The sequence below is a fragment of the Methylobacterium sp. SyP6R genome, from assembly GCF_019216885.1.
Taxonomy (GTDB): Bacteria; Pseudomonadota; Alphaproteobacteria; order Rhizobiales; family Beijerinckiaceae; genus Methylobacterium.
Genome location: NZ_JAAQRC020000001.1, coordinates 5,224,357 through 5,249,481, shown reverse-complemented (window position 1 = coordinate 5,249,481; position 25,125 = coordinate 5,224,357). Strand labels below are relative to the sequence as shown.

Annotated in this window: 17 protein-coding genes; 8 read left to right on the top strand and 9 right to left on the bottom strand. The window is 69.7% G+C overall.

Translation table 11 applies throughout. The annotated features are described in order from the left end of the window. Window positions 1-244 precede the first annotated feature (244 nt). The 3 genes from HBB12_RS24055 to HBB12_RS24045 all read right to left on the bottom strand — a co-directional run bounded on the left by HBB12_RS24055 (window position 245) and on the right by HBB12_RS24045 (window position 3,201). On the bottom strand, window positions 245-1,465 hold the full coding sequence (locus HBB12_RS24055) for an ABC transporter substrate-binding protein (protein WP_236991676.1): 1,221 nt from the start codon (window positions 1,463-1,465) through the stop codon (window positions 245-247). Between the two features lie 271 nt (window positions 1,466-1,736). Next, window positions 1,737-2,456, bottom strand: a complete 720-nt coding sequence (locus HBB12_RS24050) for an ABC transporter ATP-binding protein (protein ID WP_236991675.1) — start codon at window positions 2,454-2,456, stop codon at window positions 1,737-1,739. After that, entirely contained in the window at window positions 2,449-3,201 is a 753-nt protein-coding gene (locus HBB12_RS24045) for an ABC transporter ATP-binding protein (protein WP_236991674.1), read from the bottom strand. Before HBB12_RS24045 ends, HBB12_RS24050 begins: the two co-directional genes overlap by 8 nt. Before the next feature lie 177 nt (window positions 3,202-3,378). Here HBB12_RS24045 and HBB12_RS24040 point away from each other — a divergent pair, with 177 nt between their 5' ends. Next, window positions 3,379-4,392, top strand: a complete 1,014-nt coding sequence (locus tag HBB12_RS24040) for an NAD-dependent epimerase/dehydratase family protein (RefSeq protein WP_236991673.1) — start codon at window positions 3,379-3,381, stop codon at window positions 4,390-4,392. Between the two features lie 42 nt (window positions 4,393-4,434). Continuing rightward, window positions 4,435-5,703: a TetR/AcrR family transcriptional regulator gene (locus HBB12_RS24035; protein ID WP_236991672.1), complete on the top strand. Its 1,269-nt coding sequence runs from the start codon at window positions 4,435-4,437 to the stop codon at window positions 5,701-5,703. Window position 5,704: 1 nt separating this feature from the next. Here HBB12_RS24035 and pepT read toward each other — a convergent pair whose 3' ends face one another. Further along, on the bottom strand, window positions 5,705-6,940 hold the full coding sequence (gene pepT, locus HBB12_RS24030) for a peptidase T (RefSeq protein WP_236991671.1): 1,236 nt from the start codon (window positions 6,938-6,940) through the stop codon (window positions 5,705-5,707). Window positions 6,941-7,178: 238 nt separating this feature from the next. Beyond that, the gene (locus HBB12_RS24025; RefSeq protein WP_236991670.1) at window positions 7,179-7,799 is read right to left on the bottom strand and encodes a glutathione binding-like protein; all 621 of its coding nucleotides are present in this window, start codon (window positions 7,797-7,799) and stop codon (window positions 7,179-7,181) included. A gap of 300 nt (window positions 7,800-8,099) precedes the next feature. Here HBB12_RS24025 and HBB12_RS24020 point away from each other — a divergent pair, with 300 nt between their 5' ends. Then, entirely contained in the window at window positions 8,100-9,179 is a 1,080-nt protein-coding gene (locus HBB12_RS24020; protein WP_236991669.1) for a replication initiator protein A, read from the top strand. A gap of 1,326 nt (window positions 9,180-10,505) precedes the next feature. On the opposite strand, the gene hutU is transcribed toward HBB12_RS24020, so the two are convergent. Further along, a complete protein-coding gene (gene hutU, locus HBB12_RS24015) occupies window positions 10,506-12,170 on the bottom strand; it encodes a urocanate hydratase (RefSeq protein WP_236991668.1) in 1,665 nt (554 codons plus the stop codon). A gap of 207 nt (window positions 12,171-12,377) precedes the next feature. After that, window positions 12,378-13,601: an imidazolonepropionase gene (gene hutI, locus HBB12_RS24010; RefSeq protein WP_236991667.1), complete on the bottom strand. Its 1,224-nt coding sequence runs from the start codon at window positions 13,599-13,601 to the stop codon at window positions 12,378-12,380. Window positions 13,602-13,725: 124 nt separating this feature from the next. On the opposite strand from hutI, the gene HBB12_RS24005 reads away from it, so the two are divergent. The 5 genes from HBB12_RS24005 (at window position 13,726) to HBB12_RS23985 (ending at window position 21,282) form a co-directional block, all read left to right on the top strand. Further along, entirely contained in the window at window positions 13,726-15,084 is a 1,359-nt protein-coding gene (locus HBB12_RS24005) for a formimidoylglutamate deiminase (RefSeq protein ID WP_236991666.1), read from the top strand. Window positions 15,085-15,262: 178 nt separating this feature from the next. Then, window positions 15,263-15,769, top strand: coding sequence for a CYTH domain-containing protein (locus HBB12_RS24000; protein WP_236991665.1), 507 nt, complete (start codon window positions 15,263-15,265; stop codon window positions 15,767-15,769). Window positions 15,770-16,272: 503 nt separating this feature from the next. Then, window positions 16,273-17,988 (top strand): malate dehydrogenase (quinone), encoded by a 1,716-nt coding sequence (gene mqo / locus HBB12_RS23995; protein ID WP_236991664.1) that lies wholly within the window; start codon window positions 16,273-16,275, stop codon window positions 17,986-17,988. Window positions 17,989-18,466: 478 nt separating this feature from the next. Further along, entirely contained in the window at window positions 18,467-18,877 is a 411-nt protein-coding gene (locus HBB12_RS23990) for a DUF1236 domain-containing protein (RefSeq protein WP_236992874.1), read from the top strand. 107 nt (window positions 18,878-18,984) lie between these two features. Beyond that, window positions 18,985-21,282 (top strand): PAS domain S-box protein, encoded by a 2,298-nt coding sequence (locus HBB12_RS23985; protein WP_336886950.1) that lies wholly within the window; start codon window positions 18,985-18,987, stop codon window positions 21,280-21,282. Between the two features lie 246 nt (window positions 21,283-21,528). On the opposite strand, the gene HBB12_RS23980 is transcribed toward HBB12_RS23985, so the two are convergent. Together HBB12_RS23980 and HBB12_RS23975 are read right to left on the bottom strand one after the other, a co-directional pair. Continuing rightward, window positions 21,529-23,958, bottom strand: coding sequence for a glycosyl hydrolase 2 galactose-binding domain-containing protein (locus tag HBB12_RS23980; protein ID WP_236991662.1), 2,430 nt, complete (start codon window positions 23,956-23,958; stop codon window positions 21,529-21,531). Between the two features lie 231 nt (window positions 23,959-24,189). Further along, window positions 24,190-25,119 carry a DUF1839 family protein gene (locus tag HBB12_RS23975; protein WP_236991661.1) on the bottom strand — a complete coding sequence of 310 codons (930 nt, stop codon included), beginning with the start codon at window positions 25,117-25,119 and terminating at the stop codon, window positions 24,190-24,192. Window positions 25,120-25,125 lie beyond the last annotated feature (6 nt).

Sequence of the window (25,125 nt, the reverse complement as noted above, 5' to 3'; positions counted from 1 at the left end):
AGGGCCGTGTCGACGTTCAGGAGACACGGCAAGCGGAGGCGAAGCCGGAGCGAGGGTGAGGGGGTCTCGACGCGTGAGGCTCCTCCGGAACCACCCCCTCACCCTCGCGGCGAACCTGCGGTTCGCTGCTCCCTGAGCCCCTTCGGAGCTCAGGCCTCTCCCCGCCCGCGGGGAGAGGGGAAACCTGCGCCTCGTCTTTCCTCGGACGGCCCTGCGCAGAGGGGGGAGGGTTCAGAGTAGTGGCTCACCCCTTGGCGTTCAGCGGGCAGGCGTCGCTCGGCTTCGGGTAGACGTCGTCGCCCTTGAGCACCGCCTTGACGTGGTAGAAGTCCCAGTCGCGCTTCGATTCCGCCGGCTTCTTCACCTGGAGCAGCAGCAGGTCGTGCACCAGCGCCCCGTCGGCGCGCAGGTGACCGTTGCGGATCACCGCGTCGTCGATGGTCATGGCGCGCAGTTGCTTCATCACCGCCCCGGCCTCGTCGGTACCCGCCGCCTGAATCGCCTTCAGGTAGCTCAGGACGGCCGAGTAGATCGCGGCCTGCGAGGCGCTCGGCATCCGCTTCATCTTGGAAAAATATTTTTCCGCGAAGGCGCGCGAGCGGTCGTCGTAATCCCAGTAGAACGCTTCCGTGAGGTACATGTCCTGGGCCTTGGCGAGGCCGAGGCTCTTCACGTCGGTGATGTAGGTCAGCAGCGGCGCGATCACCTGCTTGTCGCTGCGGCCGATGCCGTATTCGGCGGCCTGCTTGACGGCGTTGACGGTGTCGCTGCCGGCATTGGCCAGCGCGATCACCTGGGCGCCGGTGCTCTGCGCCTTCAGCATGTAGGAGGAGAAATCGCCGCCCGGGAACGGATGGCGCGAGACCCCTAAGACCTTGCCGCCCTCGGCCTCGACCACCGCGCTCGCGTCCTTCTCGAGGGAATGGCCGAAGGTGTAATCGGCGGTGACGAAGTACCAGCTCTTGCGCCCCGCCTTCATCAAGGCCTTGGCGGTGCCGGCGGCGAGCGCGTAGGTGTTGACCATCCATTGCGCGCTCAGGGGCGAGCACTTGTCGGTGATCGCCGCCATGGCGACACCGGCCGAGAGCATCGTCACCCGGTTCTTCTGACGCGCGATCTCCATCACGGCGAGCGCCGTCGAGGAGGTCGGGAAGTCGGCGATCATGTCGACCTTGCCCTGGTCGAACCACTCACGGGCGAGGTTGGCGGCGATGTCGGGCTTGTTCTGGTGGTCGGCGGCGACGAGCTCGACCGGGGCGCCGAGCACCTTGCTCCCCATCTCGTCGATGGCGATCTGCGCCGCGACCGCCGAGCCGCGGCCGGTGAAGTCGGAATAGATCCCCGACAGGTCGTTGAGGATGCCGACCTTCACCACCCCGTCGCTGACCTTGTCGGCCGCGCGGGCGCCCGATGCCAGGGCGGCGAGCGACAGCCCGAGGGCCACTCCGATGACACGCGACCGCATGATTCTCAGCCTCCTTGTGATCGCCTGAACGGCGCGCCTGCTGACTCAGAGCATCTTCGACGTGATCGCCGATCCCATCCCACCCTCGACCTCATCCTGAGGTGTTAGTCGATCGAAGATCGGCTGACCTCGAAGGAGGGCTCCAGTGAGCATGAAGACTTCTGGAGCCCTCCTTCGAGGCTCCTTTCAGTCGCACCTCAGGATGAGGTGGTGGATGGGATGAACCATTATGAGTTACTGACGCTGCAAAGAAAAAAGGGCACTGAGGACATCACACCCCCAGCAACCGCCCGACCTCCTCCTCCCGCGCCTCGACCTCGTGCGCCGCGATCTCCGCGGCGATGCGGCCGTGCTCGACGACGTAGTGGCGGTCGGCGAGGTGGCGGGCGAAGTGGAAGTTCTGCTCGACCAGCACGATGGTGAAGCCGCGGCTCTTCAGCATCGCCACGGCGCGGCCCAGAGCCTCGACGATGACCGGCGCCAGCCCCTCGGTGATCTCGTCGAGGAGCAGGATGCGGGCGCCGGTGGTGAGGATGCGGCCGAGCGCCAGCATCTGCTGCTCGCCGCCGGAGAGCCGGCCGCCATAGCTGTCGGCCCGCTCGGCGAGGTTGGGAAACAGCGCCAGCACCTCGTCGAGCGGCAACCCGCCCTCGCCGAGGCGCGGCAGCAGGGTCAGGTTCTCGCGGGTGGTAAGCGTGCGGTAGACGCCGCGCTCCTCCGGGCAATAGCCGAGGCCGAGCCGCGCGATGCGGTGCGGCGGCAGCCGGATCGCCTCGGCGCCCCGCACCCGCACCGAGCCGGCGCGCCGGTCGGTCAGGCCGAGGATGGCGCGCAACGTCGTGGTGCGGCCGGCGCCGTTGCGGCCGATGAGCGTCACGCACTCGCCCTCGCGCACCGTGAGGTCGATGCCGTGGAGAACGTGGCTCTCGCCGTACCAGGCCTGGAGGCCGCGGGTTTCCAAGACGACCTCAGGCAAGACGATCTCAGCCATGCCCGCCCCCGAGATAGGCCGCCTTCACCGCCGGATCGGCCGAGACGGCGGCGTAAGGCCCCTCCGCCAGGATCTCGCCCCGTTGCAGCACCGTGATGGTGTCGCAGAGGTCGGCCACGACCGACATGTTGTGCTCCACCATCAGGATCGTGCGGCCCTTGGCGATGCGCCGGATCAGCCGCTTGATGCGGTCGACATCCTCGATCGCCATGCCCTGCGTCGGCTCGTCGAGGAGCAGGAAGGGCGGATCGAGGGCGAGCGTCGTGGCGATTTCGAGGGTGCGCTTGCGGCCGTAGGACAGGTCGGCGGCGCGGGACTCCGCGGCTTCCGCCAGCCCGACCTCGGCGAGGAGCCGCATCGCCTCGTCGTCGAGCACCTGAAGCGAGCGGCCCGAGCGCCAGAACCGGTACTGCGTGCCGAGCCGGCGCTGGAGCGCCACCCGGACGTTGTCGCGCACCGAGAGGTTCGGGAAGATCGCCGAGATCTGGAACGAGCGTACCACCCCGCGCCGGGCGATCGCCGCCGAGGACTCGCGAGTGATGTCCTGGCCCTCGTAGAGGATCTGCCCGTCCGTCGGCACGTGGACCTTGGTGAGCAGGTTGAACACCGTGGTCTTGCCGGCGCCGTTCGGCCCGATCAGCGCGTGGATCGTGTGCCGCCGGACCTTGAGGTCGAGCCCCCGCACCGCCCGGAAGCCGCCGAACGCCTTGGTCAGCCCCCTGGTCTCGAGTGCGGTGTCGGGCACGGCGTGGTCCTCTGCGCGTCGTAATTCGTAGATTGTATAAAATATGCGATGAGGTCAAGCGACGCGTCGGCACGGGGGACGGGCGATCCGCGGCCTCGCCGGGCTGGCAACCGGTCCCACGTCGGTGTAACCGCGCCCTAGCGGGCGCTCTTGCCCTTACGCGCCCAGGGACCCGCCATGCGCTTCCTCGTGACAGGCACGGCCGGCTTCATCGGCTTCCACCTCGCCCGGCGCCTGCTGCAGGCCGGCCACGAGGTCGTGGGGGTCGACGGGCTGACCGACTACTACGACGTCGCCCTGAAGCGGGCGCGGCTGGCGCAGCTCGACGCGCTGCCGGGCTTCTCGGCGCACGAGTTCCTGCTGGAGGAGCCCGGCGCCTTCATGCGCCTGATGGGCGAGGCGCGCCCCGACGTGGTAGTGCATCTCGCCGCGCAGGCCGGGGTGCGCTACAGCCTGGAGCACCCGGAGGCCTACGTATCGGGCAACGTGGTCGGGACCTTCCAGGTGCTGGAGGGCTGCCGGGCGCATCCGGTGCGCCACCTGCTCTTCGCCTCGACCTCCTCGGCCTATGGCGGCAACCGGGATGTGCCGTTCCGCGAGACCGACCGGGCGGTCTGGCCGCTCACCATCTACGCCGCCTCGAAGATCGCCGGCGAGGCGATGGCGCATTCCTACGCTCATCTGTGGAAGATCCCGACGACCGCGTTCCGGTTCTTCACCGTCTACGGGCCGTGGGGCCGGCCCGACATGGCTTTGTTCCTGTTCACCCGGAAGATCCTGGCGGGGGAGCCGATCGAGGTCTACGACCACGGCCGCGCGGTTCGGGACTTCACCTATATCGACGACCTCGTCGAGAGCATCACCCGGCTGATCGACGCGCCCCCTCCCCTGCCGGGCGCGAATCCCGTCTCGGCGGCCGATACGTTGAGCCCGGTCGCGCCCTACCGGATGGTCAATATCGGCGGCGGCCGGCCGGTGAGCGTGGCGGTGATGCTCGATGCCCTGGAGGCGGCCCTGGGGGCGCGCGCCGTGCGCCACCTGCGCGACCTGCCGCCCGGCGACGTCGAGCGGACGGAAGCGAGCACCGAGCTCCTGCGCGACCTCGTCGGCTACGTGCCGGCGACGCCGCTCTCTTCCGGCATTCCGGCCTTCGTCGCCTGGTACCGGGAGCATTACGGCACCGGGGCCTGACGAGGCCCGTGAAATCACCGGCTTGTCATGGAGGCCATGACAGTGCTCAATCCCCCCATGCCCCGCAGCCTCGATCCCGAGACCGTGCCCGCCCCCGAGGCGGCGCCGCGCCAGACCCGGCGCTACGCCCAGAAGCGCGACGCGATCCTCCACGCCGCCGCCGCCCTGATCAACGAGGCCGGGGTGAAGGGCACGACGCTGGCCGACGTCGCCCGCAGCGTCGGGCTGATGACGAACAGCGTCACCTACTATTACCGCCGCAAGGAGGACCTGGCGGCGGCCTGCTTCCTGCACACGATCGGGGTGCTCGACGGGCTGGTGGCGCAGGCGGAAGGCGCCCCCGACGGGCCGGCGCGGCTCGCTCGCCTCCTCGACCTCGCGGCCGCCCACCGGGCCGCGATGGCGATGGGCGAGGAGCCGGACATCGCCGTGCTCAACGACGTGCGGGCCCTGCCCGCCCCCCAGGCCGAGAGCGTGTTTGCCGCCTACAACGCGCTGTTTCGCCGCCTGCGCGGCCTGTTCGACGGGGACGGCCTCGACCGGCGGGACCGCAACGCCCGCACCCACCTGCTGCTCTCGGTGATCCACTCGACCCGGCTGTGGATCGGCCGCTACGAGCCGCGGGACTATGCCCGGGCCGGCGCCCGGATGACCGACCTGCTCACCCGCGGCATGGCGGCGGCAGGCTCCGAGTGGCGCCCGGCCCTGCTGCCCGAACAGGCGCCGCAGGAGGAGAGCGAGGTGTCGCCGGAGGCCTTCCTGCGCGCCGCCACCATCCTCATCAACCAGCAGGGCTATCGCGGCGCCTCGGTGGAGAAGATTTCGGGGCTCCTCAAGGTCACCAAGGGCTCGTTCTACCACCACAACGACAACAAGGACGACCTCGTCGCCAATTGCTTCTCCCGCAGCTTCGCGCAGATCCGGGCGGTGCAGGACGCGGCGGATGCGCGGGGCGGCAGCGGCTGGGACCGGATCTGCACCGCCTCGGCGACGCTGGTGCGCAGCCAGCTCGGCCCCGGCGGTCCCTTGCTGCGCGTCACCGCCTTCAGCGCCCTGCCGGAGGCCCTGCGCACCGAGACGCGGCGCACCATGAACCGCCTGACCGAGCGCTTCGGCTTCTGCCTCGTCGACGGCATGGCCGACGGCTCGGTCCGCCCGCTCGATGCCGGCATCGCGGCGCAACTCGTCTCCAGCATGGTCAACGCCGCCGCCGAGCTGCCCGCCTGGGTGCCGGGCGTGACGCCGGAGAATGCGGCCGACCTCTACGCCCGGCCGCTGTTCCTGGGGCTGTTCGCGCCGGCGGCGCGCTGACCTACCCCGCCGCCAGCAAACAGATCCGCCGCGTCACCCGCCACGACGCCGCGAAGGCCGAGACCGGCAGGAACTCGAACCGCGAGTGGAAATTGTGCGCCCCGGTGAAGTAGTTCGGCGTCGGGAGCCCACGGGCCGAGAGCGCCGCGCCGTCGGTGCCGCCGCGCATCGGGATCTGGCGCGGGGCGATCCCCTCGGCTTTGAGCGCGGCGAACAGGAGGTCGACCGAGCGGCGATCGTCGCCGAGGCTGTCGTGGATGTTGCCGTAGGTGTCGGTGATCCGGCAGTCCACCCGGCCGGTCGGGTAGAGGGCGGCGATCTCCTCGGTCACCGCGTGCAGGCGCGCCTTGCGGGCGGCGAAGTTCGCCTTGTCGAAGTCGCGGATCATCGCCTGGAGGCGGGCCTCGCCGGAATGGGCCTGGAGGCCGTTGAACCAGATGTAGCCCTCGCGCCCCTCGGTGTTCTCCGGCGTCTCGGCCCGGTCGAACCGGGAGATGAAGTCGTGCGCCATCAGGAGCGGGTTCACCATCACGCCCTTGGCCGACATCGGATGCGCGGCCACACCCGTGAACACGATCTCGGCACCGGCCGCGTTGAAGGTCTCGATTACCACCTCGCCGAGGCCGCAGGCGTCGATCGTGTAGGCGAAATCGACGGGCAAGCGCGCGAGGTCGAGGGCCTTGGCGCCGCGCAGCCCGATCTCCTCGTCGGGCACGAAGGCCACCCAGATGTCGCCATGCGGATCGTCCGGCGTCAGGGTCGCCAGCAGGGTCATCAGGACCGCGATCGCCGCCTTGTTGTCGGCCCCGAGCACGCTGGTGCCGTCGCCGACGATCACGTCCTCGCCCCGATAGGGCACGATCTCCGGATGCTCGGCGACGCGCAGCCAGATGTCCCGGTCGCGGTTGAGACAGAGGTCGGCGCCGTCGAAAAGCAGCACCTGCGGGCGGATCTTAGGCGAGAGCCCGACATCGACGGTGTCGAGATGAGCAACGAAGCCGATCGGCGGCGCGCCGGGAAGGGTACCGGGTTTGCGGGCGGTCAGGATCGCGTGGTCGTCGACCACCACGTCGGTCAGGCTTAAGCCGCGCAGCTCATCCGCCAGCAATTCGGCCAGGGCGCGCTGGCCCGGCGTGCTCGGCAGGGTGGTGGCGCTGGCATCGCTCTGGCTCGCCACCGCGAGGTAGCGAAAAAACCGCTCGACCAGTTGCGCCCGCAGGGCCGTCTCGTCCGCCATGGCGTGTCGTTCCCTCAGAGCCTGCTCGCCGTCGTCAATCCATTTTTCTCCCACACGCGACCTCATCCTGAGGTGCGACCGAAGGGAGCCTCGAAGGAGGGCTCCAGAGATCACAGCGATCCCTGGAGCCCACCTTCGAGGTCGGTCCATCTTCGATGGACTAACACCTCAAGATGAGGTCACGGGTGGGATGGAAAAACACCAGTGATGCCGTCAGACCAGACTCTCATCAGGCGCATCAGGTGAGCGCCACCGAAAAGCCGCGCTGCACCGCCGGCCGCGCCATCAGCGCCTCGTACCAGCGCTGCACGTTCGGATAGTCCGCGAGATCGACGCGGTGCCGGGCGTGGCGCCAGGCCCAACCGAGAATCGCGAAATCGGCGATCGAGAGGGCGCCGGCGACGAACTCCCCCTCCCCCAGCCGTTTATCGAGCACGCCGTAGAGCCGGCGCGTTTCCTTCTGGTAGCGCTCGAGCCCGTAGGCGCGATCCTTTTCGTCGACGCCGAGGAAGTGGTGGACCTGGCCCGGCATCGGCCCGAAACCGCCCATCTGCCACATCAGCCACTCCATGACCTGGACCCGGCCGCGCCCGGAGGCGGGCAGGAACAGCCCGGTCTTCTCGGCGAGGTAGACCAGGATCGCGCCGGATTCGAAGACCGAGATCGGCGCCCCGTCCGGCCCCTCCGAATCGACGATCGCCGGGATGCGGTTGTTCGGGCTCAAGCGCAGGAAGGCCGGCTCGAATTGCCGGCCCTTGGTGATGTCCACCGGCTCGACCCGGTAGGTCAGGCCCATCTCCTCCAGGGCGACGCTGATCTTGCGGCCGTTCGGCGTGTCCCAGGCATAGAGCTGGATCATGCTGCGCTCCCTCCGGCGGCAGCCCGCGCGGCCGCGAGCCATCCGGCAAATCCTAACACCCGGTTACCAGGGCGCAGGGCCCGACGACAAGCGCGCCCACGACCAGAGCGGTAATCCGGATTCGACGTTAACCGCGATTGAAGAGGATCGGGGACGGCATCGAAAAACCCTGTTGTGTCCACGATTTGGAAGGAGAGCGGGGCCTAGCCTCGGACCCATGAGACGGATTCGGGACGGCAGGGCGACAGGGGGCGGCACGGCGCGGCGGGCGCCGTCCATGGGCCCGATACGGACGTGACGATGAGCCATCGGCGCAACGACCAGATCGATATGGTGGTGCCCTTCGTGCACTTCCGCGACCAGCGGGAGACGATGGAGCGTCCGTTCTTCTCGATCGCCAAGCAGAAGCGCCTAAAGGAGATCGACTATACCAGCCCCGACGGCTCGGTCTGGGTGCGGGTGCTGCCGAACCAGGCCTACGGCATGGCGACGATCTGGGACGCCGACATCCTGATCTGGGCCGCCTCGACGATCTGCGAGATGAAGAAGCGCGGCCGCAACGACATCCCGCGCAAGCTCAACTTCATGCCCTACGACCTTCTGAAGGGGATCGGCCGCGAGACCGGCGGGCGGCAATACAAGCTGTTGCGCGACGCGCTGTTTCGCCTGCAATCGACCTCGGTGCGCACCAACATCCGGGCCGAGAAGGCCAAGCGCAAGGAACGCCAGTTCAGCTGGATCGACGCCTTCGACGACACGATCGACGAGGAGACCAATGCCAGCCGGGGCATGTCGATCACTCTGTCGGACTGGTTCTACGAGGGCGTGCTGATGGATGGCGGCGTGCTCGCCATCGACCCCGCCTATTTCGGCATCACCGGTGGGCGCGAGCGCTGGCTCTACCGCATCGCGCGCAAGCATGCCGGGGGCGCGGGCGAAGGGGGTTTCGCCATCAGCCTGCCGACCCTGTTCGACAAGTCGGGCGCGGAAGGGACCTATCGCCGGTTCAAGTTCGAGATCGCCAAGATCGCCAAGGCGGACGAACTGCCCGGCTTCGTCCTGCGGATCGAGGACAAGGAGCGCGGCGAGCCGCATCTGCGGATGATCCGCCGCGACCTCGTCACCGAGGAAGGGCTGATCGTCGCCGCGCCGAAGCCGAAGCGTACCCGCAAGCCGAAGGCGTCGGCCGAGCTGCCGCTCTTCCGCCACCTGTCCGACGAGACGATCGCCCTCTGCCGCAAGGCCCATCCCGGCTGGGACGTGTACGGGCTGAAGACCGAGTTCGACCACTGGCTCGAAGGCGACGCGACCCGCGAGCCGAAGAACTACGAGAGCGCCTTCCTGGGGTTTGCCGAGCGCTTCGTGCGCGATGCACACTGATCCACAGGGACCCCGTTCCCGATGTACGAGGGGAGCGGGGCAGGAGAGCGGCGGTCCCGAGGGGAAATCCCCGGAATCCCTGTGAACGAGTCGGGTGGACTCGGCACTTCGGGAACGCCCTGGGGGCGGATCGGCACTTCGGGAACGGCCACCGTGCGATCGGGAACGCCGGCACGGTACTTCGGGGACAGGACGACCGGTACAACGGGGACGAATCCCCGGTACAACGGGAACGGTCCACCTGCATTAAACATTTGGGCGGGTTTCAGGAATCGCCGCCACCCAAGCGCCTAAATCGATAAAGATTCCTGTAACACTCTAAGCGGTGCATTCTGGGGAAAAGCCGGACAGGGAGTCGGCCCCCGAGTCGTTGATGGCAATCGCGAGTCGAGGCGCGATCCACACGGCGCCCACAGGAGTCCACGGGACTCACCGGAACGACCCAGTCGGCTACGGCATCTGTCCAACTGGGAGGGTCAAGCTGGACTCGACTCGAGAAAGCTTTCCTGTGGGACTCTCCGGGATGGAGGATCACGATCTCGACTCATCGGACCTCAGCATCGTACGAGCGGATTCAGGGCAGCGATGGGGACGGATGGCGATGCGCGAGGGCGGACAACAGGAGGTTCGCGCCATGGCGAACCGTTCGTGAAGTACGTCCGGACGGTGGGTGATGGGATGGAAGGGTGATCCGGAACGCCAAAAAGGAGCGGGAGGGTACCGGTCGCGGTCACGAAACCCCGACAGCGTCGTGACATCCCGGACGCGGACCAGCTGCGGCGGCGCAAGGACGTACATCGGGGACAGCGGGGAGAAGCGACCGATCGGAGTGCCGGTCCTGCACGGTTTCCCCGCAATCCAGAACCCCGCCTCGGTGGACAGGGCAGGCGCGGGAGGGCGGCCCTGGGGATCAGGGGCTGCACATCGAGGGCAAGGCGGTTTTGCAGTCTCCAAGGCTTCTCGCCGACATCATGGCCGTAAAGGCGAAGTTCCCGAAATACGTCGAGCGGTCTCGGGACAGTTCCACGTGCGAATCCGGCCCTTCCCACCCGCGACCTCATGCTGAGGTGCTGGCGATCGAAGATCGCGACTGATACGAAATCCGGAAGATCACTTCCGGATTTCGTATCATCAGCCCGCGCGGCGCCTGAGCGAAGCCGCTTTCCGCATCGCGAAGCGATCAATCGGAAAGCGTATGAAAGGAGCCTCGAAGGAGGGCTCCAGAAGTCGCTGCGATCCCTGGAGCCCTCTTTCGAGGTCAGTCGATCTCCGATCGCCAACACCTCAGGATGAGGTGAGAGGGTAGGATTTTACGCCAAAAACGCCTCACACGAGGGACGGCAAATCCAGCCCATGCTCCCGGGCGCAGGCCTCGGCCTCCTCGTAGCCGGCATCGGCGTGGCGCATCACGCCGGTGGCGGGGTCGTTCCACAAAACCCGCTCGAGGCGCCGATCCGCGGCCTCGCTGCCGTCGCAGACGATCACCATGCCGGCATGCTGCGAGAATCCCATCCCGACGCCGCCGCCGTGATGCAGCGAGACCCAGGTGGCGCCCGACGCGGTGTTGAGGAGCGCGTTGAGCAAAGGCCAGTCGGAGACCGCGTCCGAGCCGTCGCGCATGGCTTCCGTCTCGCGGTTCGGCGAGGCGACCGAGCCGGAATCGAGGTGGTCGCGCCCGATGACGATCGGCGCCTTCAACTCGCCCTTGCGCACCATCTCGTTGAAGGCCAGCCCGAGGCGGTGGCGGTCGCCGAGGCCTACCCAGCAGATCCGCGCCGGCAGGCCCTGGAACCTGATCTTGTCCCGCGCCATGTCGAGCCAGCGGTGGAGGTGGTGGTTGTCGGGCAGAAGCTCCTTCACCTTGGCGTCGGTGCGATAGATGTCCTCGGGGTCGCCCGAGAGGGCGCACCAGCGGAACGGCCCGATTCCGCGGCAGAAGAGCGGGCGAATGTAGGCCGGCACGAAGCCCGGAAAGGCGAAGGCGTCCTCGACCCCCTCTTCCAGCGCCATCTGGCGGATGTTGTTGCCGTAATCGACCACCGGCACGCCGGCGCGGTGGAAATCGAGCATCGCCCGGACATGCACCGCCATCGAGCGTTTCGCCGCCGCCGCCACCGCGGCCGGATCGGTCTCGCGCTTCGCTTCCCATTCGGCCACCGTCCAGCCCGCCGGCAGGTAGCCGTTGACCGGATCGTGGGCCGAGGTCTGGTCGGTGACGCAATCGGGGCGCACGCCGCGGGCGTAGAGTTCGCCGAAGATCTCGGCCGCGTTGCCGAGCAACGCCACCGAGCGCGGGGTCTTGTTGCGGCAGGATTCCTCGATCAGTTCGAGGGCGTGGTCGAGGTCGCGGGCCTGGACGTCGACGTAACCGGTGCGCAACCGGAACTCGATGCGCGAGGCCTGCGCCTCGACGGCGAGGCAGGAGGCCCCCGCCATGGTGGCGGCCAGCGTCTGCGCGCCGCCCATGCCGCCGAGACCCGCGGTGAGAATCCAGCGGCCGGAGAGATCGCCGGCATAATGCTGGCGGCCCATCTCGACGAAGGTCTCGTAGGTGCCCTGAACGATGCCCTGGCTGCCGATATAGATCCAGGACCCGGCCGTCATCTGGCCGTACATCATCAGGCCCTTGCGATCGAGCTCGTGGAAATGCTCCCAGGTCGCCCAGTGCGGCACCAGGTTCGAGTTGGCGATCAGCACGCGGGGGGCATCCGCATGGGTGCGGAAGACCCCGACCGGCTTGCCGGACTGGACCAGCAGGGTCTGATCGTCGTCGAGGTCGCGCAGGGCCGCCACGATGCGGTCGAAGCTCGCCCAGTCCCGCGCCGCGCGGCCGATGCCGCCATAGACCACCAGCTCGCCCGGCCGCTCGGCCACGTCGGGATCGAGGTTGTTCATCAGCATCCGCAGCGGCGCCTCGGTCAGCCAGCTCTTGGCGGTGAGGGTGGTGCCGTGGGGCGCGCGGACGATGCGGGCGTTGTCGATGCGGGTCATGGGTGGCTCCGGGCAGGAGGATGGCGTTCGAATGTCGTCCAATTCATCCCACCCACAACCTCATCCTGAGGTGTGAGCGAAGCGAGCCTCGAAGGAGGGCTCCAGTGATCTTGGAGACTTCTGGAGACCTCCTTCGAGGTCAGTCCATCAATGTGATGGACTGACACCTCAGGATGAGATCGCGGATGGGAGAGAATGATTTTGAGTTCAGCGCGCTCCGCAGATACGGGCATGAAGCGGGTTGAACCCCATGCGGTAGACGAGCTCGGCCGGCCGCTCGACCGACCACACCGCGAGGTCGGAGCGTTTGCCGGCTTCGAGTGTGCCGACCTCGGACAGGATTCCGAGCGCGCGGGCGGCCTCGCGGGTGGTGCCGGCGAGGCACTCGTCGACGGTGAGGCGAAACAGCGTGGCGGCCATGTTCATGGCCAGCAGCAGCGAGGTGAGCGGCGAGGTGCCGGGATTGGCATCGGTGGCAACCGCCATCGGGACGCCATGCTGCCGGAACAGGGCCACCGGCGGCAGCTTGGTCTCGCGGATGAAGTAATAGGCGCCGGGCAGGAGCACCGCGACGGTGCCGCTCGCCGCCATGGCGGCGGCGCCGGCCTCGTCGGTATGTTCGAGGTGGTCGGCCGACAGCGCGTGATGGCGCGCGGCCAAGGCGGCGCCGCCGAGATTCGAGAGCTGGTCGGCATGGAGCTTCACCGGCAGCCTGAGAGACTCGGCGCGCTCGAACACCCGCGCGACCTGCTCGGGCGAGAAGGCGATACCCTCGCAGAACGCATCGACCGCATCGACCAAGCCGTCCGCGGCGAGTGCCGGCAGCATCGTGTCGGCGACCTCCGCGATATACGCGTCCTTGTCGCCCCCGGCCTCCGGCGGCAGGGCATGGGCGCCGAGGAAGGTGGTGCGGATGCCGACCGGGCGCAGCTCTGCGAGCCGGCGGGCGGCGCGCAGCGCCTTGCGCTCGCTTGGCAGGTCGAGGCCGTAGCCGGACTTCACCTCGACGGTGGTGACGCCCTCGGCGATCAGCGCGTCGAGCCGTTTCAGGGTCTGGCGCACCAGGTCGTCCTCGCTCGCCGCCCGCAGGGCGCCGACCGAGGAGACGATGCCGCCGCCGGCCCGCGCCACCTCCTCGTAGGAGGCGCCTGCCAAGCGCAATTCGAATTCGTGCGCCCGGTCGCCGGCCCAGACGAGATGGGTGTGGCAGTCGATCAGGCCCGGCGTGATCCAGCGGCCCTCGCCGTCGATCGTCTCGGCCCCCGCCAAGGCCGCCCCCGGCAGCTCGGCCGCGGGCCCGGCATACAGGATGCGCCCGTCGCGGATCGCGAGCGCGCCGTCTTCGACCGCGCCGATTCCCGCGAGCCCGGGCGCGAAGGTGGCGAGCCGGACGTTGCGCCAGACCTGTGGCACGCCTTCACTCCCGCTCATGCGCGTCTCCTCCGATTCGCCTATATGTATAGACATGAGCGATCCGCTTTGTATAGACATGAATGGTGGCGCGCGGGAGCGCACCGCCCGATGCAGGAGACGCGCCGATGCAGGGGATGCTCCGATGACCGTGCTGCACGCCGCTCAAGGTCTTACGCCCACGGGCTGGCAGGCCGATCTCCGGCTGACCGTGACCGAGGGCCGGTTCTCGACGCTCGAGGCGGGTGCCGCGCCGCAGCCCGGCGATACCCGGGTCGCCGTGCTGGTGCCGGGCCTGCCCAACCTCCACAGCCACGCCTTCCAGCGCGGCATGGCGGGGCTCGCCGAGCGGCGGGGGCCCGCCTCCGACACGTTCTGGACCTGGCGCGAGACGATGTACCGCTTCGCCCTGCGGATGAGCCCGGACGAGGCCGAGGCGGTGGCGGCCCAGGCCTATGTCGAGATGCTCGAATCCGGCTTCACCCGGGTCGGCGAGTTCCACTACCTGCACCACGCCCCGGACGGGCGCCCCTACGGCAACGTCGCCGAGATGGCGGAGCGGATCGCCGCCGCGGCGGCGCTGACGGGCCTGCGCCTCTCCCTGCTGCCGGTGCTCTACCGCTGGTCGAATTTCGGCGGTGCGGCGCCGAATGAGGGTCAGCGCCGCTTCGTCAGCGATCTCGACCTGTTCGGGCGCCTCGTCGCGGAATCCCGCGCCGCCCTGGCGGCCCTCCCCGGCGCCACGCTCGGCGTCGCGCCCCACAGCCTGCGGGCGGTGACGCCGGACGATCTGTCCACTGCCGTCGCCCTTGCGGAAGGCGGGCCGGTCCATATCCACGCCGCCGAGCAGGTGCGGGAGGTGGAGGAGTGCCTGGCCTGGTCCGGCGCGCGGCCGGTGCAATGGCTCCTCGACAACGCCGGGCTCGACCCGCGCTGGTGCCTGATCCACGCCACCCACATGACCCCGGACGAGACGACGCGGTTCGCGGGAAGCGGCGCCGTCGCGGGCCTGTGCCCGGTGACCGAGGCGAGCCTCGGCGACGGTATCTTTCCGGCCCCCGGCTTCGTCGCGGCGGGCGGACGCTACGGGATCGGCACCGATTCGAACGTGCTGGTGGGGGCGGCCGACGAGCTGCGCCAGCTCGAATACGCCCAGCGCCTCGGGCAGCGCCAGCGCAACGTGCTCGCCGCCCCCGGCGCCTCGACCGGGCGCGCCCTGTTCGAGGCGGCGCTCGCCGGCGGCACGCAGGCGCTGGCAGCGGAGGGTGATGGGCTCCGCGCCGGGGCCCCGGCCGATTGCGTCGCTCTCGACGGGATGGATCCGGCGCTGCTCGAACGGCACGGCGACGCCCTCCTCGACGGCTGGATCTTCGCGGCCGGATCGCGGGCCGTGGAGTCGGTGTGGGTGGCGGGCCGCCAGGTCGTCACGGGCGGGCGGCACGTCGCCCGGGAGGCGGTGGGCGCGCGGTATGCGGGGGTGCTGCGTCGGTTGATGGCGGAGTGACGGACGGGGTCTTCGCGCGTCGCACCGTCAGCGGATCGACATAACGGCCCTGGCCCTCGCAGGGCCGATCGGCTATCAGCCCCGCCGCCCCGGCAGCGGCCGGGCCCGGCCGGGCGCTCGCACCAGCGTCGCCCGGGCGCCCTGTGGCCGCGAGGCGGGGCACGAACGGTCGAGGGCGATGCGGTACGAGGTCGAGCGGAAGTTCCTGGTCGCCCATGCGGGCTGGCGCGAGGGGGCGGTGAGCCGGCAGCGGCTCACGGACGGGCTCGTGGGCGAGTTCGCCACCGGCAAGGTACGGGTGCGGCTCGACGACGAGCGGGCCTGGCTCACCGTCAAGGGCCGGCGCGACGGCCTGTCCCGGCCGGAATTCGAGTACGAGATCCCGCGGGACGAGGCCGAGGCGATGCTGCGCCTCGTCTGCGAGACCTGCCTCATCGAGAAGACCCGCCATTCCGTGCCCCATGACGGGCTGGTCTGGACGGTCGACGAATATGGCGGCTCGCTCGCCGGAATGGTCCTGGCGGAGATCGAGCTGGAGCACGAGGCGCAGGTCGTCGGCCTGCCCGACTGGCTCGGCCGCGAGGTCACGGCGGATGCCCGCTTCCGCCAGTCGACGCTGCTGCGCCTCGCCCGGGAGGCCGGCCGGCCGGTGACCCTGACCGAGGTGATCGCCGCGGCGCTGTGACGGCCGGACCCCCCGCTTCATCCGCGTGCGCGGCAACTCATGGACCGGCAGCAGCAGGACAGGCATTATAGTTCTCAGGCACCGCCGTTGAGGAAGTGTCAGCAAAGTCCGGAACTGCTCTCACTCGACGATGATGGGCACGGCGGGAGCGGCGGTCGCGGGGCGATTGTCCTTCCGGTTCACATCGGCTATGAGCCGACCGCAAGATCATCGAGCCGAACCGGCCAGCGTCTTCCCCGCCCCCGAGGTCGGTCCGCGGTCTTGTCCGCGCCGTGCCGCCTCTTCATCCCCGGCGGAAGGGACGCCCCCGCGATCCCGGACCGGGAGCGGGACCCGCGTCGCGAGGGACCGGCCGATCGCGGCCGGGTGCCGCGACCGATACGAGGAAACCCACCCGAATGGTCTTTGGGACGCGCGGGCCCTCCCGTCGTCGCGATCTGACGCCTGTCACGGCCGGGGGTGCCTCGCGCATCCGCCGGCCCGCACGAGAACGGGATCTGGCCATGCGTGCCGACGACAAGACCACCTCCCTGAAGGCCGCCTGCTTGACCGGCGTGAGCCGCCGCCAGATCCTCGGCGGTGCGGCCGCCGGCCTCGCGGCCTCGGCGCTGCCCGAGTCGCTCGCCTTCGCGCAGAGTGCCGACAAGGTCGACGTGCTGCTGATCGGCGGCGGCATCATGAGCGCGACGCTCGGCGTGTGGCTCAACGAGCTGGAGCCCGGCTGGTCGATCCGGATGATCGAGCGCCTCGACCAGGTGGCGCTGGAGAGCTCGAACGGCTGGAACAACGCCGGCACCGGCCATTCGGCTTTGGCCGAGCTGAACTATACCCCCGAGAAGAAGGGCAAGATCGAGATCGCCAAGGCGGTTGAGATCAACGAGGCGTTCCAGGTCACACGCCAGTTCCTGGCCTGGCAGGTGAAGAACGGTGTCCTGAAGGACCCCAAGTCCTTCATCAACTACACGCCCCATATGAGCTTCGTCTGGGGTGACGACAACATCGCGTACCTGAAGAAGCGCTACGAGGCGCTGAAGGCGAGCCCGCTGTTTGCCGGGATGGAGTTCTCGACCGATCCCGAGAAGCTCAAGACCTGGGTCCCCCTGATGATGGAGGGACGCGACCCGAACCAGAAGGTCGCCGCCACCTGGTCGCCGCTCGGCACCGACGTCGAGTGGGGCGAGGTCACCCGTCAATACGTCGCCCACCTGAAGAACCAGAAGACATTCCGCCTCGACGTCTCGACCGAGGTCCAGGGCATCGAGAAGAATCCGGACGGCTCCTGGCGCGTGACCTCGCGCAATCTCAAGGACGGGTCGCGCCAGGCCATCGACGCCAAGTTCGTGTTCATCGGCGCCGGCGGCGGGGCGCTGCACCTGCTCCAGGCCTCCGGCATCCCGGAGGGCCAGGATTATGCCGGCTTCCCCGTCGGCGGCTCGTTCCTGATCAACGAGAATCCGGACGTCGCGACGCTCCACCTCGCCAAGGCCTACGGCAAGGCCTCGGTCGGCTCGCCGCCGATGTCGGTGCCGCATCTCGACACCCGCGTGCTCGGGGGCAAGCGCGTCATCCTGTTCGGCCCGTTCGCGACCTTCTCGACCAAGTTCCTGAAGGAGGGGTCGTATTTCGACCTCTTGACCTCGACCACGACCAGCAACGTCTGGCCGATGATGAAGGTCGGCATGGACGAGTACCCGCTGGTCGAATATCTCGCCGGCCAGCTGATGCTCTCCGACGACGACCGCCTGGCGGCGCTCCGGGAGTACTTCCCCAAGGCCAAGAAGGGCGAGTGGCGCCTGTGGCAGGCCGGCCAGCGCGTGCAGATCATCAAGCGCGACAAAGACAAGGGTGGCGTGCTGAAGCTCGGCACCGAGATCGTCAATGCCAAGGACGGCAGCATCGCGGCTCTGCTCGGCGCCTCCCCGGGCGCCTCGACGGCGGCGCCGATCATGCTGGAGGTGCTGCAGAAGGTCTTCGCCAAGAACGTCGCCACACCCGAATGGCAGGAGAAGATCCGCCGGATCGTCCCGAGCTACGGCCAGCGCCTGAACGACGACCCGGAGAAGGTGGCGCAAGCCTGGGCCTATACCAGCGAGCAGCTGCAATTGCCGGCCCCGCCGGCGATCGATCGCGGACCGCTCAAGCCCACTCCGGTGAGCGACACCGTGCTCAACAGCAGCGACACGCCGGTCAAGGGACCGGTCGGCGATCTGGCGCCCTGAGGCGGAACCCGCGCGGGTGGGACGATTGTCTCCGGCAGTCGCGCCACCCGCGCGAGCGGGATGCGGTGCGACGGGGTCGTGGGCCCCTCCCCTTCCTGCCCACAGGGCGCAGGGCTGTCCGGGGAAAATCCCCTTTAAGATCAAGCGCGGGATCCCCTCTCCCGTGTGGGAGAGGGGTAGGGGTGAGGGTGACACGGCTCAGAATGAAACTGAATCGTTGAGCTGCCGGCACGATAGTTCGAGCTTCACACTGAAGCGTGTCACCCTCACGCGGGATCTTCGATCCCCAGGCCCCTCTCCCACACGGGAGAGGGGAGGCGCGCTTTTTTCTCTCCCCGGACAGCTCCTTGCATAAGGGGAGAGCGGCGCGCGTCGGTCCGGCAAGGACCGGGAACCGGCCCCGCATCCCCACCGTTCTCCCGATACGGCCAAGCTCCCGGCCGGTCCCGAGACACCGCCCGAGATACGACTCATGACCATCGCCCTGCGCCTCGCCACCACGGCCCTCCTCCTCGGCTTCGGGATCGGTGCCGCCCAGGCGCAAGGGGCGTCCCGCGGGGCCCAGGACGGCGCGGCCCGGGGCGAGGCGATCGCCGGGCCGGTGGGCGCGGTGGTGGGCGGGGCCATCGGGGCCGCCGTCGGCACCGCCAACAGCATCCTGGGCATCGACCGGCGCGAGCGCTTCCGCATCTATGCCGCGGGCGAGCACCGGCGGTCCTTCCGCCATGAGGGGCCGCTGCGCGTCGGCACGGTGCTGCCGCCCGAGGGCGTGATCTACTACGACGTGCCGCCGGAATTCGCCCTCAAGGGACTGAACTACACCATCGTCAACGATCACCCGGTGCTGGTCGAGCCCGGCACGCGCCGGGTCGTCGAGGTGATCGATTGAGGGGGCGGGTGACGCAAGAGCCGTGACCTTCGGGCCGTCCTCGCGTTAAGAGCCGGGACAGAAAGCCCCGGCCACGCATGTCACTCCCTCCCGATCCGCCGATTGCCGTGTGCGATCCCGACCGCCTCGCCGCGCTCGATTCGTATGCCATCCTCGACACCTTGCCCGAGCAGGGCTTCGACGACGTGGTGCGCCTGGCCAGCCGCCTGTGCGATACGCCGATCGCGCTGGTGAGCCTGGTCGCCGGCACCCGGCAATGGTTCAAGGCCCGCACGGGCTTTCCCCTGCCCCAGACCGATCTCGGCCGCTCGGTCTGCGCCCACGCCCTGGCGCAGCCGGACGCGCTCCTCGTCATCCCCGACCTGAGCCGGGATCCCCGCACCCGCGACAACCCGCTCGTCACCGCCTCGCCCGGCATCCGGTTCTATGCCGGGGCGCCGCTGCGCACGCCCGACGGGCTGGTTCTCGGCACGCTCTGCGTGATCGACTACGTCTCGCGGCCGGAGGGCTTGAGCGATGCCGAGACCGGGGACCTGCGGGCGCTGGCGCGCCAGGTGATGGGCCAGCTCGCCCTGCGCCGGGCGAATGCCGAGCAGGAGGCGGCCTTGAGCGCGGCACAGGCCACCGAGGAGCGCTACCGCCGGGCGGCCCAGGCCACCCGGGACGCCATCTGGGACTGGGATTTCGCCACCGACCACGTGCTCTGGAACGAGGCGCTGGAGGCGGCCTACGGCCACGTCCTCGTCGATGTCGCGCCGACCGGGGCGTGGTGGATCGACCACATCCATCCCGACGACCGCGCCCGGATCGACGCCTCGATCCATGCCGTCATCGACGGGACCGGGACGGTGTGGAGCGACGAGTACCGCTTCCGCCGCGCCGACGGCTCCTACGCGGACGTCTTCGATCGCGGTTCGGTGATCCGCGACGAGGCCGGCCGCGCGGTGCGGATGATCGGCGCGATGCTCGACCTCACCGAGCGCAAGCGCGCCGAGGCGGAACGGCGCGACTCGGAACGCCGGCTCGACCTCGAACGCGGATTGCTCGAAGCGGTGTTTCGGCAGGCGCCGGTCGGCATCTCGGTCGCCGGGATCGGGCCGGGCGCGCCGAACCTGATCAATGCCCAGGCCGAAGCGATCCTCGGCCACGGCATCGACGGTCCCGCCCTCTCCCGCTACGCCTCCTTCCGCGCCGAGCACGCCGACGGCCGTCCCTACGCGCCCGACGAGTACCCGTCCTTACGCGCGCTGCGGGACGGCGCGGTGGTGACCGGGGAGGCGATGCGCTACCGCAACGCCGCGACCGGGGCGCTGCGCCTGCTCGAGGTCTCGAGCAGCCCGGTGCGGGACGAGGACGGGGCGATCCGGGCCGCGGTCACGGTGTTCCTCGACGTGACCGAGCAGCGCGAGGCGGAAGCCGCCCTGCGCCGGCTCGCCCTCGTGGCCGAGCAGTCGAGCGACTTCATCGCCATCGCGGATGCCGAAGGCCGGATCGACTACGTCAACCCGGCCGGCCGGGCCCTGGTGGGTCTCGGCGAGGACGCGACGCAGGATGTGCGCCTGACCGACGTCTTCACCCCCGAGGACCTGCCGTTTGCCGAAGACACGATCCTGCCCGCCATCCGGTCCGGCGGGTGCTGGAGCGGCGAGTTCCGCTTGCGCAACCGCATCACCGGGGCGGTGGTGCCGGTGCGCTACAACCTCTTCGCCCTGCGGGGGCCGAAGGGCTCCTCGTCGCTCGGGGCGTTCGAGGGTTTCGCGGCGGTCAGCCACGACATCTCGGCCCGCAAGGCGGCGGAGGCGCAGCAGGAGATCCTCAACCGCGAGCTGAGCCACCGGCTCAAGAACACCCTGGCGATGGTCCAGGCCATCGCCGTGCAGACCCTGCGCAACGCCACCGACCCTGCTGCGGCCCGCGAGGCGCTGGTGGCCCGGCTGGTGGCGCTCGGCAAGGCGCACGACCTCCTGCTGACCGGCGAGGGCGAGAGCGCTTCCTTACGGGCGGTGCTCGGCGGTGCGCTCGCCATCCACGACGACGGCCGGCCCGGACGGTTCCGCCTCGACGGCCCGCCGGTGCCGTGCGGGGCGCCGGCCGCGCTCTCCCTCGCCCTGATGGCGCACGAACTCGCCACCAACGCGGTCAAGTACGGCGCTCTTCGCACCCCCAACGGTTACGTCACCCTCGACTGGACGATCACCGACCCCGCCGCCCCCGTCCTGGCCCTGCGCTGGCAGGAGCATGGCGGTCCCCGTGTGACGCCGCCCACCCGCAAGGGTTTCGGCTCGCGGCTGATCGAACGGGGGCTGGCCGGCACCGTCGACGGCGAGGTCACCATGCATTACCCGCCCGAGGGGGTGGTGTGCACGCTGACGGCGCCGCTGGTGGAGCTGCGGCGGGGGGAGTGAGGCGACGTCTCCGTGATGAGTTCGTGTAGAGCTGGAGCACATCCCCCCTCTCCCGTGTGGGAGAGGGGCCTGGGGATCGAAAATCCCGCGTGAGGGTGACACGCTTCAGTATAAAGCGCTGAGCGTGGTGCTGGCAGCTTTACACGGAGCCGTAGCACCCTCGCGCGATCTTCGATCGCCCCTACCCCTCTCCCACACGGGAGAGGGGATCCTGCGTCTCATCTTGATATGACGTGGGGCAGCCCTTCAGAACCGCACCACCTCGCTCCCGTTCACCGCCCGCACCGTCCCGCTCGGGCGCCCCTCCGTCCCGGTGAATGCGAGGCGTCGCTCTCCTCCCGGCGCAAGCGGGAACCAGGTGTCGGACGGGCGCCCCTCGCCGTCGAGCACGACATGCACCCCGAGGGCGTGCCGCTCCGTCGCGACCCGCAGCCCGACGCCGTCGCGATCCTCGACGAGGGCGGCGGAGAGGCCGATCTCCCGCGGGGTCGCGTCCCGGCCGGCCGGATAATGGAACGCCTCGGCGAGGAACGTCCCATCGGCGCAGGTGAGCCGCAGGTGTGCCAGGTCGTGCGCCGCCGGGCCGAAGCGGTAGGCGGCGGTCGCGTCGAAGAAGCGGCCGAGCAGAGCGGCCGAGGACAGCACGAGCGCACTGCGCGGTGCGAGCGTCAGGGCGCGCTCCGCCTTGGCGGCGACCTTGCCGGCGGCGGTGGCGAAGGTGAGCGTGACGGTCGCCTCGATCGAATCGGCGGTCTCGTTCAGCAGGTGCGCGTGGAGGCCGTTCAGCCCCTCGTCCGTGAGCACGGCCTGAACCGGCCGGAAGGCGCGCTTGAGGGCGTACCAGGCCGATTTCGGCCGCCCGGCGACGTCGACCACGCCCCAGCCCGCCCCCGGCGCGAGATCGTGGTAGAGCCAGACCAGACCGCCGGCTGTGATCGAGCCGGCGCGCCGCCACTCCGAGAAGGTCGCCTCCATCACCTCGGCGACCGCGGCCCGGCCGAGGGTCAGGTAGCGCTCCGGATCGTCGCGGCGCAGGGCCTGCGGGTCCACCCCATAGAGCGACCCGACATAGTGGTCGCGCACGCCCTCGAAGTCCCAGTCGGCGCCGCGGTCGCGCGGCACGCCGAGGGCCCAGGCGGGATCGCGCGGATCGGTCAGGCCGGCTTCCGCGAGCGAGACCGGCTCCGGCACGTTGGCGAAGGCCAGGCATTCGGAGGCGAAGCGCACGTCGGCCCGGCGCGCATCCTCGAACGGGCGGCCATAGGCGCCGACGCCGTAATAGTGGGTCACGCCCGCATTGGTGGAGAACGGCAGGTCGCCGCCCGAGGGCGAGTTCGGCACCACGACGAGGTCCGGCCGGATCTCCGCCGCGGCCTCGCGCAGCATCGCCTCCACGGCCTTTGCGCGCCAGACCGATTCCGGAAAGCCGAGCATCGCCGCCTGCTGCTCGACCTCGCTGCCGCCGCCGACGATGCAGAGCGAGGGCGAGGCCTGGACCCGGTCGAGGAGCTGCGCGATCTCGGTCTGGAGCGCCGAGCGGAAGGCCGGATCGTCGGTCGGATAATCGAAATTGGCCAGCATCAGGTCCTGCCAGACCAGGAGGCCGAGTTCGTCGCAGAGATCGTGGAAGGCGTTTGCCTCGTACAGCATCGTGCCGCCGACCCGGATCATGGTCATGCCGGCCTCCACCGCGAGGCTCAAGGAGGGGGCATAAGACGCGCGGTCGCCCGGCAGCCCGACGAGATCGGGCGGGGTCCAGCAGGCGCCGCGGCAGAAGACCGGCACCCCGTTGACCGCGAGGCTCAGGCCCTCGGCGAAGGGGCGGGTCTGCGTGATGGTGCGGAATCCGACCCGGCCGAGATCGAACGCCTCGCCCCCGGCCTCGACCGTGACGGCATGCAGCCGCGGCTCGCCATGGGTGTGCGGCCACCACAGGGCGACGCCCGGCAGTTCGAGCCGGCCCTCGAACCGGCCGGGCGTGGTCTCGGCGAGCCCCCTCTCGCGGCCATCGCAGCTCAGGGTGACGGGGCCGCGGGCTTTCGGAAAGCTGAAGCCGACAGCGAGAATCCCGGCCCCCTCCTCGACGCTCGCCCGCAGGTCGATGTCGGTGGGTCGAGCCCCCTCCCCTCTCCGGGTGACCGGCCGGTACGGCCCGACGGCGTCGACGCTCGGGCACCAGCCCGGCATGAAGCCGAGCAAGGTGGTGCGGGCATGGCGCAAGGATCCGGGGGTGGCGAGCTGGGGCCGCCAGCGGCCGCGCTTGTGCGGCCGGGCGAGATCCTGCGCCAGGGAACGGAAGGCGAGCGCGAGGGTGTGAGTGCCGTCGAGATCGACCGCGACCTCGTGGGCGAGGAACATCGAGCGGGAGGAGAGCACGAGTTGCCCGTCCAGCCAGATTTCGCAGAGCGTCGCCAGGCCCTCGAAGCGCAGGATCTCGCGGCCCCGGCCTTCGATCTGCGTGCGGTACCAGATGTCGGAGCCGTGCAGCGGCGTCGGCTCCCGATCCGACCAGCGGCCGGCTGCGCGCAGAGCGCCCGCGGCGGTACCGGGCACCGGGGCGGGGATGAAGCCGGTGAGACCTTTCAGCTCCTCCGGCCCGGCGCAGGCGCCGGGCTCGATCACGATCATGTCCCAAGGCCCGTCGAGGGGCCGGTCGACGGTGCGCGGAAGGGCCATGCTGTCGGTCAGAGCCTGCTCGATGGGGTAAGTCGATAGGATCCCGCCCACGACCTCATCCTGAGGTGCGAGCATTGCTCGCCTCGAAGGAGGGTTCCGGAGATCTCGGAGACTTCCGGAACCCTCCTTCGATGCCAACCGATCTTCGATCGGCCGGCACCTCAGGGTCAGGTCGTGGATGGGATCGACACAGACATCGGCGAGGCTGGTCCTCGCCGATCATGCTGGCTCTCACTCCGCCGGAAGCGCCCGGTCGAGCGCCGCGAACACGGCCGCGTAGGTCGCCTCGGCGGCCGACAGGCGCTCCGGGAGACCGGCGAGCTTGCCGCGGGCGAAGGCGCGGGCGAGCTGGAACTGGAACGCCTTGGCCTCCTGCGCCAGCCGCGTCGCCGCCTCCGCCGCCTCACTGAGCGACCCTGCCCCCGCTGCCGTCAGCCAGGCGAGATGGCTGCCCAGAAGCTCGAAATTGGCCCCGAGCTGCCGGGTGGTGTTGAAGGCGTAGGCGTGGAAGGCGGTGAGCGGACGCTGCACGAAGGAATCCGCCTTGCCCGCCAGGCACGCGCGGAAGGCGGTGACCGGGTTGGCCGCCGGTGCGTGGGCGCGGTGCCGGCGCAGCAAGGCGAGGGCGGCGCCGGGCAGTTCGGCCGGGCTCAAGGGTAAGCCGCACGGCTTCACGAACTCGGCATAGGGCAGGAGCCGCCCCTTCGCGAAGATCCCGTCGTAATCGGCGCCTTCGAGCGTGAAGCGCCCGGCATTGTGGACGTAGTCGAGGACGCGCCGCGCCGGATCGAGGGCCAGGATCGCGATCGTGGTCTTCGAGGCCTCGCGGCCATAGGTGGTGCCGGCGGTGTCGGGGAGGAAGAAGGCATCGACCTCGACCAGCACCGGGAATCCCCGCGCCGCCTGGACCAGGCTGTGGCTCTCCAGATCCTCGTAGAGCGCCAGTTCCAGGATCTCCAGGCCGTAGAGCGCCTCGATGTCGGCGGCCTTCGGCTTGAAGAAGGTGAACTGGTCGCCCTCGAAATCCTGCCGCAGGGTGAAGCCCAGCATCGCCTCGGGGCTAAGACCCCGCAGGTGCAGGAGCTCGATCCAGAGATCGACGTAGCAATTCGTCTCCGGCCAGGTCCGGTCGGGGGCGTGGAGCGCGTGCGGCGTGTGCACGGGACG

Coding starts and splice junctions, on each gene's coding strand:
- HBB12_RS24055 (WP_236991676.1), bottom strand. CDS start 1,465: ATGCGGTCGCGTGTCATCGGAGTGGCCCTCGGGCTGTCGCTCGCCGCC.
- HBB12_RS24050 (WP_236991675.1), bottom strand. CDS start 2,456: ATGGCTGAGATCGTCTTGCCTGAGGTCGTCTTGGAAACCCGCGGCCTC.
- HBB12_RS24040 (WP_236991673.1), top strand. CDS start 3,379: ATGCGCTTCCTCGTGACAGGCACGGCCGGCTTCATCGGCTTCCACCTC.
- pepT (WP_236991671.1), bottom strand. CDS start 6,940: ATGGCGGACGAGACGGCCCTGCGGGCGCAACTGGTCGAGCGGTTTTTT.
- HBB12_RS24025 (WP_236991670.1), bottom strand. CDS start 7,799: ATGATCCAGCTCTATGCCTGGGACACGCCGAACGGCCGCAAGATCAGC.
- HBB12_RS24020 (WP_236991669.1), top strand. CDS start 8,100: ATGAGCCATCGGCGCAACGACCAGATCGATATGGTGGTGCCCTTCGTG.
- hutU (WP_236991668.1), bottom strand. CDS start 12,170: ATGACCCGCATCGACAACGCCCGCATCGTCCGCGCGCCCCACGGCACC.
- hutI (WP_236991667.1), bottom strand. CDS start 13,601: ATGAGCGGGAGTGAAGGCGTGCCACAGGTCTGGCGCAACGTCCGGCTC.
- HBB12_RS24005 (WP_236991666.1), top strand. CDS start 13,726: ATGACCGTGCTGCACGCCGCTCAAGGTCTTACGCCCACGGGCTGGCAG.
- HBB12_RS24000 (WP_236991665.1), top strand. CDS start 15,263: ATGCGGTACGAGGTCGAGCGGAAGTTCCTGGTCGCCCATGCGGGCTGG.
- mqo (WP_236991664.1), top strand. CDS start 16,273: ATGCGTGCCGACGACAAGACCACCTCCCTGAAGGCCGCCTGCTTGACC.
- HBB12_RS23980 (WP_236991662.1), bottom strand. CDS start 23,958: ATGGCCCTTCCGCGCACCGTCGACCGGCCCCTCGACGGGCCTTGGGAC.